This is a genomic window from Lactobacillus apis (assembly GCF_002837055.1).
Classification (GTDB): Bacteria; Bacillota; Bacilli; order Lactobacillales; family Lactobacillaceae; genus Lactobacillus; species Lactobacillus apis.
Genome location: NZ_PDKP01000001.1, coordinates 388014 through 403859, shown reverse-complemented (window position 1 = coordinate 403859; position 15846 = coordinate 388014). Strand labels below are relative to the sequence as shown.

The window sequence follows — 15846 nt, the reverse complement described above, 5'->3', positions numbered from 1 at the left end:
AATTATTTAGTCATTTCATCATTTATATCTAATAACGTCTCATCACTGCGATGAGTATCATCAAACAGGTCTAAGATATCGTGCGTTTCAAGTTGACCGTTCTCCATACCGACAGCCAAACCGCCTTTACCATCGAGAAGCAACTTAACGGCATAATTACCCATCTTAGTCGCATTAACTCTATCCAGAACTGTTGGTGATCCACCACGTTGCATATGACCTAAGATATTAGCTCTAGCGTCAAAGTCACCGTATTTTAGAAGTTCAGTTCTAAATTCTTCGGCATCCATTACGCCTTCAGCTAATACGATAATACCATGATCCTTGCCTGCTGCAAAGCCTCGCTTAAGTGTCTCAGCAATTTCTTTAACATCGTATGGACGTTCAGGAACAACAATTGCATCGGCACCACTTGCTAAACCAACACGCATAGCAATATCACCACAACCACGGCCCATTACGTTAATAATAAACACACGGTGATGACTACTTGCAGTATCACGAATCTTGTCAATTGCTTCTAACGCGGTATTGCAGGCAGTATCTAAACCAATAGTGTAGTCAGTACATGGGATATCATTATCAATTGTACCTGGTAAACCGATTGAGTTAATGCCAAGACGAGTTAAGGCTAATGCACCATGATAAGAACCATCACCGCCGATTACGATAACAGTATCAATATCATGTTTCTTTAGTTGTTCAACACCCTTTTTTTGCACTTCTGGTTGTGCAAATTCTGGGAAACGTGCACTATATAAAAATGTTCCACCTAAATTTATCATGTGGTCAACATTTTCAGCAGTAAGCGTAACAAAGTCACCAGCAACTAACCCGGCAAAGCCATAACGAATACCAACGACACCAAGCCCGTTATGAATTGCAGTCTTAGTAACAGCTCTAACAGCTGCATTCATACCGGGAGCATCGCCGCCGCTCGTTAAAATACCAATTCGCTTCATGAATTCACCTCATTAATATTAATTGTGTAATTTCTCACATCTACTAAATTCTAACATTCTTTGCCAAAAAAATCTCAAAAAAATGACTTATTTTACCGTTTTATCGGTCTTTTTGCTTGTTAGCGCTAACAGTCATTACTCGCAAAAAATTATTAGAAAAAACGCTTTATCCCTTAAAGTTCACTACTTTTATGTTCAGTAAAACGTATTGTTTTTTACTTGAATCAAAGCGATCATTTTGAACTTTAATATTCAGAAGGTAAATATCACCCTCCTTTAAAATAGACTGGGCTTTTTCATAAACATTTGGAAAAATAACAATATCTTCTCTACTTGAAGAATCAACAAAATTAGCAAATGCCATCGTTGTATTTTTCTTAGTTTTGACAAGTTTTAATGTCATCAGTTTTCCTACTGCGACACCAACTTCGTTAATTTCAAACTCATTAAGTGCTTTTGCATGAAATTTTTCGGCATACTTTTGTACCGCAACTATTGGTGATGTCATGGTCGAAAAGCCTAGTGCTTCTTGCTCCATATCAGCTTTTTCAGTACTAGTTGGTGCTTCAGCTGGTTTTATTGGTACGCCACCCAAGCTTTCCGATAAAGCCAAATTGTTACCAGTTAGTTCAATATTTTCAATAATCTCTGGGCTATTTTTGAGTAATTCATTTCGATTATTATTTAAACTATCAAAGCACCCTGCCTTGATTAAAGGTTGAATTAACTTAACTTTTAAAAACTTGGAATCAATTCGACGCAAAAAATTAGTAAATGAAGTAAAAGGTTTATTTCCGCGTGCTTTTAAAATTTCCTTAAGTGCATCAATTCTTATACCCTTGATTGCGCGAAGACCAACCAGAATTCGGCCATCAACCATCTGATAATTTAAATCACTCTTATTGATATCAGGCGGCAAGATTTTCACTCCAGCTCCTTGAGCACGCATAATGTAATCACTAATTTTAAAGTGATTGCCACTATTAGAATTTAGCATTGCGGCATAAAATTCTGCCGGATAGTGAACCTTTAAGTATGCAAGCCAAAATGCCATTTTAGTATAGGCAACTGCATGAGAACGATTAAAACCATAGTTAGCAAACTGCTCAATATAGCTGTATACACGTTCTCCTACTTCACGAGGGCGTCCATTTTTTATTGTCCCCTCAATAAATTTATCTTTTTCTTGATCAATGACTTGCTGGTTCTTTTTAGACATTGCCCGACGCAAGATGTCAGCCTCACCTAAAGAAAAGCCAGCTAAAATCTGAGTTGTTTGCATAACTTGTTCCTGGTAAACCAAGATACCATACGTTGATGCCAAAATTTCCTTAAGGCTTGGATCCGGATAAGTAACTTTTTCCTTTCCTCTTTTCCGAGCAATAAAAGAATGGATATTTTGCATTGGACCCGGACGATATAAAGCATTAACCGCAACGAGATCTTCAAAGTTATCCGGATGAAGCTCACGAAGAACATTCTTAATCCCACCAGATTCAAATTGAAAGACTAAATCCGTATCCCCTTTCTGAAAAGCTTCCATTGTCTTTTGATCATCAAGCGGTATTTGATTTACATCAATTGTCTTACCTTGACTCTGAATCATATCTACAGTGTCACCCAGAATTGTTAGATTACGGAGTCCTAAAAAATCAATTTTTAATAAGCCAAGGCTTTCAACATACTTTTTAGTTTGTTGTGTAATTGGTATACCGAGCTGACCGGCTTGCAATCCAGAAATCGCTGCAATTGAGTTATCGCTTAAAACCAACCCAGCAGCATGGATTGAGTAATGCCGTGGCAGACCTTCAAGCCCCTTTGCCGTTTCAAAAAGGAGCTTATTCTTCGAACTAGCGTCAACCAATAAGCGCATCTTATTAGAATTTTGATAAGACTCTTCAAGTGAAATCTTTGTTTTAGAAAACGGCACGCTTTGCGACCACTTACTCATTTCAGCTTCACTTAAACCAAATGTACGCCCAGTATCTCGTAAAACCTGTTTAGCTGCCAAAGTACCAAAGGTTAAAATTTGCGCTGCATGATCCATCCCATACTTTTCAAACATATACTTGATAACATCATCTCGGCGATTATCAGGAATATCTAGATCAATATCAGGCATTTCGTGTCTTGAAGGATTCAAAAAACGCTCAAACAGAAGATGATATTCAATTGGATCAACTTCTGTAATCCGCAATGAATATGAAACAAGTGATCCACAAGCTGAACCACGTCCCGGACCTGTGACAATTTTAGCACGGTGGCAGTAATTAATTACGTCCCAAACGATTAGGAAATAATCGTTAAAGCCCATTTCATCAATTATGCCTAATTCATAATCAAGTTGTTTTTGGTAATTAGCAGGAATTGACTTATTTTTAAACCGAGCCTTCAAACCCGTTTGCGCCAAATAAGTAAGATATTCTTTTGAAGTCGGAAATTTGTTTTGTTTATATTTTGGTAAAACAGGTTCTTGAAAAACAATGTTAGCGTTACATTGCTCAGCAATTTTCCAAGTATTCTCTAGTGCTTCATCCAGATCCAAATCATGGTACCTGATGCTTAATTCTTGCGTACTTGGTAAATAATGCGAGCCTTCTTGCTTAGCTAGTGATTCGATGTCTTCCATGACAAGACCATTTTTTACAGCCTGTAATGTTTTCTTTAAAAATTGATCATGTGGTTTCAGGTAGTTGGTATCTTCCAGGCTAACAATTGGTAGTTTAAACTGTTTAGCCAGTTCTTTAACATATGTAAGATAAACTTCCTGCTTTTTCGAGCCATATACTCCCAAGTATAGAGAGCTTGTTTCTGGCACCAATTTAAGCAGCTTTCGTACAAAATCGTTGCCGAGCTGGTCATCCTGTTTTTGTAAATTAAGCAATTCGCTATATGAATTTGCCGGAACAATTAAAACTAAATCACCAAGATCTTTAGCCAATTTGTCTAAAGTTAGTATTTTCTTATTAGTCCCATTCTCAGTTAATAAGTTAATCCTACTAGATAAGCGTAGAATGTTGCGATAACCCTCATCAGTTTTTGCTAGTGCAATTACGTCATATTGGTGCGAACTATCAATTAGACCGTTTAATCTGAGCTGCATCCCTAAAATAGGTTTAATGCCAACATCTTGCGCCACTTCAAAAAAGTTAACTAGACCATAGGTAACATTTATATCAGTTAGACTAACTGCCTCATAGCCTTCACTTTTAGCAGCAACCAAAAGATCTTTGATTTTAATTGGACTTTCAAGAAGTGTGAAAGAACTTGTATTTTGTAAAGCAGCAATTTTCATTTGGCATCTTCCCTTCTTATGAAATTAGTATACCAAAAACTACTCTTTTAGTTTGAAAACCTGCCCAAACTTTGCTAAAATTCTCCTATGAAAGAGGGCAACACTATGGGACGTTATATTGTAACCATTTGTTGGAGCGTTGTTTATATGTTAATTGTGGGCTTTATTGCTGCTCCTTTAACGCAAAACGTCTTCAACCTAGGTGAAGCTGCTATTATTGGTGTGATTTTTGGTGTTCTATTTGCCGCTATTATCCCAACAATTACAGCTCATTCTGTTAAAGATAAAAGTGAATACACTAAATTAAAATAGATATTAAAAAGCCGTTAGCAGTCTATGCTAGCGGCTTTTTGCTTTAATAAAATTTGTAATTTTTCCTTGGATCAAGCGGTATATTTGCTTGAGTTAAAAACTCTTGAAACATTTGGACATAGTCTTTATCAAGTGTTTCCTCAATTTTGTCCTGACTATAACATGGATAAAAGCCGCCACCCATTGCCCGATAATTATTAACGGCTAAGTAGTAGCTCTTTTCTGGCTCAATTGCTTTGCCTTTCAACTCAAATTTGCTTAAGCGCTGGCCTACTTCTCTACCAAGATCAGCTTCATAGTCAATTGGATAAAAAACGTCAAAGTTAAATAATAAATCTTGATATTCAGGTGCAAAACCTATTTTTCCTTGATCGTCCTTTTTTAAAAAAGATAAACTATGCTCAACAATTGCTCGTAGTTCAGAGCCTAAAACCTTTACTTTGCATAACAAATTGGAATACGGATAGTTTAGCAAAATGTCGCGCATTGTTACCTCTTGTTTAAAGCCTTTCGCCGTTTCACTCATCACTGCAGTAGCAGAAACATCTGCTCCAGTAAAATAAAGTTGCATTTGCTGTAACAAGTTAACAAACGGTGATCCCTCAATCCGCGCTTTATTTGCATCTTCAATTGGTGCTGACTGGCTTAACTTTGCTATCGGCTGATCCAGCCATTTTTGTGTACTTTTGTTTAAATCCGTAGAAAGATTAACAATTTCTGAATCAGGAATGGCTTCTGCGGTATCAATTAACATTGCTTTTTTAGAGATGATTTTCTTAGTCTGTTCGTCAATCTCTAAAACCACTTTTCCGACGGCTTCGCCGCGATACCCTGGTTGCACAATCGCTGTGTCATTAACTACCGCACTCATCTTTTTGTGCTGATGGCCCGTCAGGAAAACATCAATTTCCGGAATTTCAATCAGCATTCTGTAGCCTTCGTTTTCACCTGTTGCTGGTTCAGTTTGCATACCACTTTCGGGATCAGCTTCAAAGCCACCATGATAAATTACGGCTAAAACATCTACTTGTGGGCGTAGAATTTGCGCATAATACTTTGTTTGAGCAAGTGCAGAGGCAAATCTAAGCCCCGCGACATGTCCCGCAGGTTCCCATGAAGGAACTTTTTTAGTGGTAGCACCAATTAATCCTACCCTGATCCCATTTTTATTGACGATTAAATAGTCTTTTCCAAAAGCTGGTTGACCGTTTTTTTCATCCAAAACATTGTCATTTACAAATGGCGCTCTACTATTATCAATGCAGTAGTTTAAGTAATTAAGTCCGTAATTGAAGTCGTGATTACCCAAGCAACGCGCATCATAGTCGATTGCATTATATAAAGAAAGAAATTCTTTCACCTGCACAATATTTTTAGCTGATTGAGCAAATGAGGCTAATGGCGAACCCTGCAAAAAATCGCCGGAATCAGTAATGACAACATTATCCTTTCCATACGTCTCCTGTTCACGCTTGATGACGCTACTAACCCTACTTAATCCAAAAGGAGCATTGCAATCTTGGCGACTTTGATAGTCTGTCGGTAATATATAACCATGTAAATCACTTGAACTTAAGAAAACTAATTCCATCTTGTCTAATCCTATCTACGTGAACAAATTTTAGGTAAAAAAAAGACACCCTTAATTGAGGTGTCTTTAAATTAGTTGTTGTCGCTTGCGTTAGTTTCACTAACAACTTGACGACCCTTGTAATAACCTTTAGGTGAAACGCGGTGGCTCAAACGGTATTCACCAGTAGTTGCATCATAATGCATTGCTGGAACAGCTAACTTGATATGGCCACGACGTGAACGTTTCTTTTGCTTAGAAGTATGTCTCTTAGGAACTGCCATTTTATTTGATCTCCTTTATTGTAGAATTACGTTTTTAGGTCACTAATAAAACAGTGCCTAAAACACTTCACGTTTGTTAATGATACTATTGTATCTTAAATAAATCAAGATATATTAGTTATTCTTGTCCCTTTTATGCCCATTTGCTCCAAAAAACCAGCCAATTAAGACGCCTATAATAATCATTAACACTAAAATAATAATTAGTGGTACCTTGACATTAAACAAGCCGAAATTGATTGCAACATTTTTTGTATTAAGTACGACAAAAATCACTGCTAAAAGAGTAAGGATCAAGATTAAGATCAATTTTATTTGTCTTGTCTTATTTTTCATTTATCGCACTACTTTCTTGAAGCAAACTTAAGGGATAATTTATCCCCAATTGATGGAAATAGATTATAAAGCTTAGCTAAAGCGGCCAAACTAAGCGGAATATTTAATTCGCGCTTATTGCTACCGAAGAAGTGAACCACTTGCCAAGCAACATCATCAGGATCAAGAATGTATCTTTCAACGTTTTTAATATATTCACCGCTTTTATCAGCAATATTAAAGAAATTCGTGTAAACAGGGCCTGGATTGACCGTCATTACTTTAACACCGAATGGCTTTAGTTCTAGACGCAAGACATTTGAAAATTGAATTACTGCAGCTTTTGAGGCACTATAAGCAGCTGATTTTACAGTTGGAACCTTACCAGCCATTGAACCAAAATTAATGATTTGACCGGTCTTTTGGTCCATCATTAGTCTTCCGATTAGTCTAGTAAAGTACATCAAGCCCAAAACGTTAACTTGGAACATTGCAGTAACTTCACGGCGATCCATTTCAACAAAATTTTCAAATTTACCAAAGCCGGCACAGTTAACTAAGTAATCAACATGTTTAGTTACTTTAACAATGTCCTTGAAAGTAGCATCAATTTGCTCACTTTCACTCATGTCAGTAACAAAGCTGTACGTTGGTGCACCAGATAGTTCATGTGCCTCAGCCGCCACCTTTTCCAACTTTTCCTTGTTTCGTGCTATCAAAATTACGGTTGCACCGCGTCCCGCACTTTCTAAAGCAATTGAATGGCCTATGCCACTGGATGCTCCAGTAACAACCACGACCTTATTTCTTAATGAGTCACTCATTCTGCTCACCCTCCATTGGAATTATTACCCGGTCAAAATCATTCGCTAATTTCGTATTAGGGAAAATTTTTTCGGCTTGATTTACTAGTTTTCTGGCTTTTGCCCCTAAATATCTGGCTGAAATATGATCCAAATACAAGCTCTTTACTCCATTATCGCGCGCAATTTTAGCTGCTTCAACCGCCGTTGAATGAAAATATGAATGCGCTAAGTCGGCTTCATGACCAGCAAAAGTTGATTCATGGACCAATACATCAGCATCCTTAGCAAGCTTTGCAATTGTTGGCGTAGAACGAGTATCGTAAATAATTGTAATTATCCTACCTGGCTTACTTGGTCCTAAAAAATCATTTCCATCCAATATTGTACCATCGTCTAAGGTCACTTTTTCACCATTTTTAAGTTTACCAAGTAATGGTCCATTAGGAATATTATATTGCGTTAACTTACTCATTAGCAACTCACCTTGATGGTTATCTTCAACTACGCGGTAACCAAAGCTTGGAACACGATGCGCAAGTTTTTCTGCATATACTTTAAATCCTTGGTCTTGGAATATTAGACCACCCTCTTCAAGTTGAACAAACTTGATTGGATAGGATATTTTTGTACGCGAAATTTTAAGGGCAGTGCGAACAAACTGTTCTAGTCCTGGAGGACCATAAATAGTTATCGGACCTACATCCCCTTGAAACGATCTGGTTGCAAGCAAACCAGGTAACCCAAAAATATGATCACCATGATTATGAGAAATAAAAATTTTGGTCACTTTTCGCAATCTAATATTTGTACGTAAAATTTGATGCTGTGTTGCTTCTCCAACATCAAATAACCAAATTTCGTTAATTTCATCTAACATTTTAAGTGCAATACTCGAAACATTGCGCTGCTTAGATGGCTGCCCTGCACCCGTTCCTAAAAATTCTAATTCCATATGTCCCTCGTTCTAATATTTGGCGTTTTTTATGATCGTTTTGACGATTAAAGCACTGTAGTACTTTGATCCTATTGGTGTTGGATGAGTCAAATCTTCGTAAAACCAGTCGGTTTTATTTTTAGAAAAATCATACCAGTCAATAATTGTAAGATTGTGATAACGTTTCGCCGCATGTGCCAGTAATTTATTTACTTGATTCTGCCATGGTTTATTTGGTACGTGCGTATTTATCCAAAAAACATGTCGCTTTGGACCAACTTCTTTCATCAACTGCTCTAAATCAGACATGGCAAATGGCCCATTTGTGCCTAAACCAATTAGCACATTGTCAGCAAGTGCATGTTGGGCTTTATATTGACTAACCAATCCAAAAGCAACATTTAGCTGACGTGAAATAGCCGCATCAATAATTGCCTTAGGCATTAACTTGGTTAAGTCATTACTCGAACCAGCCATGACCGAATCACCTATTGCAGTAAGGCGCACTTTTTGTCCCAGCTGTAGTTCAACTTGGCTAATCCCATATTTTGTATAGGAGCGATTTACAGGATGTTTTTTAGCGCTTCGCTTCGCTTGAGCTATCAGCTTGCTCTTTTTTTCATCCTTCTTTTTTGCCTTTTTCATTTTTGCAATCAAAGCTTTATTATCTTTGTTTTGTTGCTTTCGATTTGCACTGATTCTTAAGGCAAGTTGGGATTTATTAAAGTCTTCCGCCTTAACCGTTGGCGAAACAAGCATTGCAATACTACCAACGATAAAAACTAAGTCAATTAAAGCTGTTCTTATTCTAAGAAAATTGTTTTTGGCATCCAAGTCGCGTAATCTGGAGAAAAAAGCTTTACATTTAGCCCAAGTAATCTTCCCCAGTGGCTTTTCAATAATACGATATGAAACTTCACTGAATACTAAAATTAATAATAGCTCAATTAGTCGGTATAACACCACATGATCGGCCATATTAGTGACCTTATCTTCAAAAAAGATCATAATTGGAAATTGATACAGGTAAATACCGTAACTCCTAGAGCCCAACCAATTAAAAATTGGATTAGTCAGCCAGCTATTCCAATGGCTTCCCGGATGAGCAATGACGCCAACCAAAATAACAGTAAAAACAGTGAACAGTAGCATGCCGCCATAATATGGGAAGCCCTTTTCTGGATTCATTGTTGGACCAAAGAAAAGAAAGAGCATCGTAACTAGCGATATCGCACCTACAATATCAAGCAAAGTTGTATCTATTTGCTCAATTTGAGATTTCATCCTATCCATCGGCCAAATAACTGCAAACGCGGCACCTAGACCAAGTGAAAAGAAACGTGTATCAGTTCCATAATATATCCGATTAAGATCAACACCGGTTTTATACATTATTGCCATTTCCAAGGCGGAAAGGATAGAAATGCCATAAAGAATTTCAAAAATTCTCTTTCTTTTTTTACCGTATTTTACGAGTAAAAAAATCACTAGTGGCCATAAAATATAGAACTGTCCGTTAATTGACATTGTCCATAAATGCGTGAAGGGAGATTCATTTGTTGCAAAACGCTCAAAATAACTCTGCCCGTTAAAAATTTGCCAGAAATTATAGATATTTAATAAGTTAGCAATAACAATTTGATTTAATTTCGCTAATAAATTTCGTTGAAATAAAATAATATAAGCAGCAGCAAGCCATAAAACAGCAATTAAAGATGGATATAGCTTCTTTAACCTACCTAGATAGAATTTCTTAACGTCAAAGTATCCTTCATCATCATAAGATTTAAGTATCTGACATGTAACTAAATAGCCTGTTAAAACGAAAAAAATCGGCACTCCAAGATAGCCTCCAATAAAAGTATTAGGATCCAGGTGATATAAAATCACACCGATAACTGCTAACGCTCTGAGTCCAGAATATCCAGTAATAAACCGATTTTTTGCCATTTTTCTACTTTTCTATTTTTAATTATTGCACAAATTCAAAATTAAATGTGCCAATTATTACATCGTCGCCGTCAACGGCTCCTTTTTCACGTAATGCTTCATCCACACCAAGGTTTTTCAATTTACGAGCTAAACGGACAACACCGTCTTGATAATCAAGATTTGTACGTTTAACTAAATTCTCTAAACTTTCACCCTTAATTTCAAAAACATGATCTTCAAGTTTGATAACTGTAAATTCATTCTTTTTAGGTGAACTATAACGATATTCCTTAACTTTTTGAACAGCTTTTGGTTCTTCTTGGGCTTTTTCTTTTTCAACTTTTTCAACTAATGAAGCTGTATCCTGCATTAGGACATCAACTCCCTGATGCGTAACGCTAGATATTGCATATACTGGCTCCGTAATGCCTGCCTCTTTCAAGTTTTCCTTAAATTCAGCCAGTTTTTCTTCAGAACCAGGAATATCCAATTGTGTTGCTACAATTAGCTCTTTTTTGTTTTTAAGTTCTTCGTCATAGAGCAACAATTCCTTACGGATTTTTTGATAATCCTCAAGTGCATCACGACCATTTTCAGGATCCATTGATACTAAGTGTAAAATAACTTTTGTTCGCTCTATGTGTCGTAAAAACTGAATTCCCAGTCCAACACCTTGACTTGCACCTTCAATTAATCCGGGCAAGTCAGCCATTGAAAAGTCTCGACCATCTGGTAAGATGACCATCCCTAAATTAGGGGTTAATGTGGTAAATGAATATGAAGCAATCTTTGGTTTAGCTTTGGTAACAACAGAAAGTAAAGTTGATTTACCAACTGATGGAAAGCCAACTAAGCCAACGTCTGCCAGAACCTTTAGCTCTAAACGCAAGACACGGTCTTCACCAGGCTCACCATTTTCGGCAATCTCAGGTGCAGTGTTGACACTTGTAGCAAAGTGAATATTTCCACGACCTCCACGGCCTCCACGTGCAACAACTAATTCCTGCTTGTTTTCAGTTAAATCGCCAATTTCTTCATTAGTATCAAAATCATATACCGTTGTTCCAATCGGGACGCGCAAATATAAGTCCTTTGCGCCGCGGCCATATTGTGATTTGATACGTCCATTTTCACCGCTTTCAGCTTTAAATTTGCGCCGGTAACGAAAATCCATCAATGTTCTTAAGCCGCTATCTGCAACAAAAATAATGCTTCCACCACGGCCACCGTCTCCACCAGCGGGTCCGCCATTAGGAACGTATTTTTCATGGCGGAAAGCAACCATACCATCCCCGCCTTTACCGGCTTGAACTTCTATCTTAGTCTGATCGACAAATGTAGGCATGCTAATTCTCCTTCCGTCTTCTCTAACTTTACTACTATACCACAAAAAAGCAGCTCTTTCGTGGTAATTTAATTGCTATAGCGTTAATTTTACTGTTTGCGCTTGCGGAAGTGTCAAACCTACTTCGCGCAATTCATCAATTGATGCTTCTTTAATTTTCTTAATTGAGCCAAAATGACGCAATAGCTTGTTTCTACTCTTCGGACCAATTCCTTTAATTGAGTCTAATTTACTCGATAAAGCATTTTTCGCATGTGTCCGCCGATGGAATGTAATTGCAAAGCGGTGAACTTCATCCTGAATCCTGGTCATCAAATAAAATCCTTGTGATTTTGGATCTAGTGGAATCAGTTTCATTGGCACGCCGTTAATCGGATCACCATACAATAGATGATTGGTTCTATGCTTATCATCTTTAACCATTCCTGCTACAGGGATATTAAGGTTCAGCTCATTACGTAAAACGTCTTGACAAGCATCTACTTGAATTTGACCACCATCCATTAAAATTAAGTCAGGCATCGCTTTATGCTCACGTAAAAGCCTTCCATATCTTCGACGCACAACTTCTCTGGTATTGCGAACTTCATCGCCACCATTTTGATGTTCAACTTCTCCCTTTAACTTATACTTTCGATAAGAATTTTTGTCTGGTTCGCCGTCTTTAAAAACGACCAAAGCAGAAACAGGATCTGTTCCTTGAATATGAGAGTGGTCAAAACTTTCAATTACATGGCCATACGGTAAGCCAAGTGCATCAAAAATTTCTTTTTGCGCACCTTTAGTTTTTCTATTTCCTAGTTCCAGCAAACGAAATTTATCATCGAGTTTAAGCTTAGCATTCTCTTTAGCCATCTTTAAGAGTGCTCGTTTTTGCCCTCTTTTTGGTGTTCTTACAGGGACTTTTAATACTTCGCTTAAGGCTTCATTATCAATTCCTTCAGGTACAAGAACTTCCTTAGGAAGAATTCGATTTCTTTGACCATAAAACTGAACAATAACTGATGCAAAAGCGTCTTCAGGATCACCAGTATCTGTCAAAGGATACATTCTTGTTTCTCTTCTAAGCAATTTTGCCTGCCGTAAGAAAAACACTTGAACTGAAATCCATGATTTATCAACGTAAAAATTAAAAATATCGCGTTGAGTATTATCGTTAGAAATGATTTTCTGCTTTTCGACTGTTTCTTCAATATATTTGAGTTGATCACGAATATCAGCTGCTCGCTCAAACTCAAGGTTTTGCGACGCCTCTTCCATTCTTTGATTTAGCTCTTGCTTCACTGAAACAATATCCCCGTTCAAAAAGCTTTTGATTTTTTTGATTTGGGCATCATATTCTGATTTAGGAACTGTCTTAAAACATGCTCCCAAGCATTGACCCATGTGATAGTACAAGCAAGGTCGCTTTTGTTTACCGTTACATCTTCTTAGAGGAAAAACTTTTTGAATAAATTTCAGAGTTGCCTGAGCAGCATAAACATTGGGATATGGACCAAAATAATAGCCGCCATCTTTTCTAACAATACTAGTTAGTTTTGTCTGCGGATCCCGTTCATTGGTAATTTCAATGTAGGGATAACCTGTACCCTGCTTCAACTGAACGTTATAGTACGGTTGATACTTTTTAATTAAAGTTACTTCTAGAAGAAAGGCTTCTTTATCAGTTGAAACGGTAATAATATCATAATCCCTAATTTCATTAACCAATTCAGCCCTTCGACCAACTTGGGTGCTCTTAAAATAAGAACGTACTCGATTCTTAAGATTTTTTGACTTACCAACATAAATTACTTTCCCGTTAATATCCTTCATCAAATAGCAGCCAGGTTTAGCAGGAAGAAGTTTTAACTTGTTTTCAATTAATTCGGACGCCAAAAAACCACCCCTTCTCTAAATTTGCTTTATCAATTTTAACACAAAATACGAACTAGTGATTCTGTCAGCTTTTATTCTTACTACCTATTTTTTACTAGCTTGTCACAGCTTTTTCAATTATAATTATCAAAAATGAAAGGAAAAAGCTATGGGCCTAACATATAAAAAACGGGATGAACTGGAAAAATTATTTGATAAATTTGCGACAGTTCCAAAAGACAAAAAGAAAAAGCTTACTAAAGATAAAGACGATAAGAAGAAAAAATGACTCTCAAGATGAGAGTCATTTTTTAAAGCTTTTCTTCTATCCAGTCCCATACTTCTTTGACATGTGTTTTCTTAACTGAACTATATGTTAGAACAGTAACGTTGTCATGTGCCAAATCAAGGTGCTTCTTTAAATTGGATAGTACTTTATTTTCTTGGTTTTTCTTTACCTTATCAATTTTGGTACAAACAACCAAAATTGGCAAATTAAGATAGAGCGAATAATTATACATCGCAATATCATCTTTAGTCGGCTCATGACGTGAGTCAGTTAATAGGATTAAGCCTTTTAAATTTTCTCTAGTTTCAAGATAATCTTGAATCATTTCACCAAATTGTTGCCGTTTTACTTGAGAAACCTTCGCATAACCATAGCCAGGAACATCGACTAAATAAAATTCTTCATTAACAATATAAAAATTTAGTGTCTGCGTCTTACCAGGTTGCGATGAAGTTCTAGCAAGGTTTTTTCTTCCTAATAATGAGTTAATCAAACTTGATTTACCCACATTTGATCTACCTGCCAAAGCTATTTCAGGAAGTTGATCCTTAGGATATTGTTCTTCTTTTACAGCACTGATTGCATAGTCGCTTGTTTTAATTATCATTTGCGGCCTTAATTTCTTCACTATCTTCATCAGCATTTCGCCGAATTACGTTTGGCTTTGCTTGATCAGTAATAACTTCTTTAGTAACTTCAACCTTTTCAATATCAGGTTCACTTGGTGTTTTGTACATTATACCCATCATTGCATTTTCAATGATTGTTCTCAAACCACGTGCACCCATGTTACGTTCGATTGCTAAATCTGCAATTGCTTTAAGCGCACTATCAGTGAATTCCAAATCAACTTGATCAAGCGAAAGCAATTTCTTGTATTGTTTTACCAGCGCATTCTTGGGCTCAGTTAAAATTCTTACCAAGTCTTTACTGCTAAGCTTATCAAGCGTTGCAATGATTGGAATACGACCGATAAATTCTGGAATCATACCGAATTTAACCAAATCACCTGTAGTTAAATGCTGTGTCCATGAATCATCTTTTGTTTTGTTCAATTCATTTTCTGCACTAAAACCGATAATTTTCTTACCCATACGGTTTTTAACGATTTGTTCAATTCCATCAAACGCACCACCAACGATAAACAAAATATTGGTGGTATCAATTTGAATCAACTCTTGTTGTGGGTGCTTTCTCCCACCTTGAGGTGGAACTGAAGCAATGGTACCCTCAAGAATTTTTAGTAATGATTGCTGTACTCCTTCGCCGGAAACATCACGAGTAATTGAGACATTTTCAGATTTTTTGGAAATCTTGTCTATCTCATCGATATAAACAATTCCTCGTTCAGCACGTTCAATGTCGTAATCAGCGTTTTGTAAAAGCTTTAATAAAATATTCTCAACATCTTCTCCGACATAACCAGCTTCAGTTAAAGTTGTTGCATCAGCAATTGCAAACGGAACGTCGAGAATACGAGCTAAAGTTTGTGCCAAATACGTTTTCCCTGACCCAGTTGGTCCAATTAAAGCAATATTTGATTTTTGTAATTCGGTCGAAGAATCAATATTCATTTGACTTATTCGTTTGTAATGGTTATAAACTGCCACTGACAATACCTTTTTTGCCTGATCTTGACCAATAACATATTGATCAAGTTGTTGCTTAATCTCCATTGGCTTAGGTAAATCTTTGGCTTTCTTGAGCGAATCTGATTTTAATTCATCATCAATAATCTTTTTGGATAAATCAACACACTCATTACAGATATAAACTCCATTGCCAGCAATCATTTTCTTAACTTGATCTTGTGTTTTATCACAAAAAGAACATCTAATTTCATCCTGATCAGTAAACTGTGATGCCATTCTATTCCTCCTAATATCTACAAACTTAAGAGTATCATAAATCAAGAAAATTGCATAAAAAATTTGCTTGTAGGAAA

General features: G+C 36.7%; 14 protein-coding genes. 2 read left to right on the top strand and 12 right to left on the bottom strand.

Annotated elements, in window-relative coordinates; all coding sequences use genetic code 11:
- Nucleotides 1-2 precede the first annotated feature (2 nt).
- On the bottom strand, nucleotides 3-962 hold the full coding sequence (gene pfkA, locus CRG87_RS01965) for a 6-phosphofructokinase (protein ID WP_074425409.1): 960 nt from the start codon (nucleotides 960-962) through the stop codon (nucleotides 3-5).
- Between the two features lie 166 nt (nucleotides 963-1128).
- Nucleotides 1129-4257 carry a DNA polymerase III subunit alpha gene (locus CRG87_RS01960; RefSeq protein ID WP_074425411.1) on the bottom strand — a complete coding sequence of 1043 codons (3129 nt, stop codon included), beginning with the start codon at nucleotides 4255-4257 and terminating at the stop codon, nucleotides 1129-1131.
- A 105-nt stretch (nucleotides 4258-4362) separates the two neighbouring features.
- Between CRG87_RS01960 and CRG87_RS01955 the strand changes: the two genes are divergently transcribed.
- On the top strand, nucleotides 4363-4569 hold the full coding sequence (locus CRG87_RS01955; RefSeq protein WP_046306805.1) for a YjzD family protein: 207 nt from the start codon (nucleotides 4363-4365) through the stop codon (nucleotides 4567-4569).
- Between the two features lie 43 nt (nucleotides 4570-4612).
- Here the strand turns inward: CRG87_RS01955 and CRG87_RS01950 are convergent, their stop codons facing one another.
- From CRG87_RS01950 to uvrC, 8 genes are all read right to left on the bottom strand, one after another.
- A complete protein-coding gene (locus CRG87_RS01950) occupies nucleotides 4613-6160 on the bottom strand; it encodes a bifunctional metallophosphatase/5'-nucleotidase (protein WP_074425412.1) in 1548 nt (515 codons plus the stop codon).
- A 71-nt stretch (nucleotides 6161-6231) separates the two neighbouring features.
- Nucleotides 6232-6423, bottom strand: coding sequence for a 50S ribosomal protein L32 (gene rpmF, locus CRG87_RS01945; RefSeq protein WP_046306801.1), 192 nt, complete (start codon nucleotides 6421-6423; stop codon nucleotides 6232-6234).
- Nucleotides 6424-6537: 114 nt separating this feature from the next.
- Nucleotides 6538-6759 carry a lipopolysaccharide assembly protein LapA domain-containing protein gene (locus CRG87_RS01940; protein WP_046306800.1) on the bottom strand — a complete coding sequence of 74 codons (222 nt, stop codon included), beginning with the start codon at nucleotides 6757-6759 and terminating at the stop codon, nucleotides 6538-6540.
- A gap of 8 nt (nucleotides 6760-6767) precedes the next feature.
- Nucleotides 6768-7562 carry an SDR family NAD(P)-dependent oxidoreductase gene (locus CRG87_RS01935; RefSeq protein WP_074425414.1) on the bottom strand — a complete coding sequence of 265 codons (795 nt, stop codon included), beginning with the start codon at nucleotides 7560-7562 and terminating at the stop codon, nucleotides 6768-6770.
- Nucleotides 7555-8496, bottom strand: a complete 942-nt coding sequence (gene rnz, locus CRG87_RS01930) for a ribonuclease Z (RefSeq protein WP_074425416.1) — start codon at nucleotides 8494-8496, stop codon at nucleotides 7555-7557. Before rnz ends, CRG87_RS01935 begins: the two co-directional genes overlap by 8 nt.
- Before the next feature lie 12 nt (nucleotides 8497-8508).
- Nucleotides 8509-10428, bottom strand: a complete 1920-nt coding sequence (locus CRG87_RS01925; RefSeq protein WP_074425417.1) for an acyltransferase family protein — start codon at nucleotides 10426-10428, stop codon at nucleotides 8509-8511.
- 22 nt (nucleotides 10429-10450) lie between these two features.
- Nucleotides 10451-11755, bottom strand: coding sequence for a GTPase ObgE (obgE, locus tag CRG87_RS01920; protein ID WP_046306795.1), 1305 nt, complete (start codon nucleotides 11753-11755; stop codon nucleotides 10451-10453).
- Between the two features lie 75 nt (nucleotides 11756-11830).
- Nucleotides 11831-13633 (bottom strand): excinuclease ABC subunit UvrC, encoded by a 1803-nt coding sequence (uvrC, locus tag CRG87_RS01915; RefSeq protein WP_074425419.1) that lies wholly within the window; start codon nucleotides 13631-13633, stop codon nucleotides 11831-11833.
- A 148-nt stretch (nucleotides 13634-13781) separates the two neighbouring features.
- Between uvrC and CRG87_RS08180 the strand changes: the two genes are divergently transcribed.
- A complete protein-coding gene (locus CRG87_RS08180) occupies nucleotides 13782-13901 on the top strand; it encodes an SPJ_0845 family protein (RefSeq protein ID WP_257011219.1) in 120 nt (39 codons plus the stop codon).
- 22 nt (nucleotides 13902-13923) lie between these two features.
- Here CRG87_RS08180 and yihA read toward each other — a convergent pair whose 3' ends face one another.
- Together yihA and clpX are read right to left on the bottom strand one after the other, a co-directional pair.
- Complete coding sequence (yihA, locus tag CRG87_RS01910) at nucleotides 13924-14508, bottom strand: ribosome biogenesis GTP-binding protein YihA/YsxC (protein WP_074425421.1); 585 nt, start codon at nucleotides 14506-14508, stop codon at nucleotides 13924-13926.
- Complete coding sequence (gene clpX / locus CRG87_RS01905; protein ID WP_074425422.1) at nucleotides 14498-15769, bottom strand: ATP-dependent Clp protease ATP-binding subunit ClpX; 1272 nt, start codon at nucleotides 15767-15769, stop codon at nucleotides 14498-14500. Before clpX ends, yihA begins: the two co-directional genes overlap by 11 nt.
- Between the last annotated feature and the right edge of the window lie 77 nt (nucleotides 15770-15846).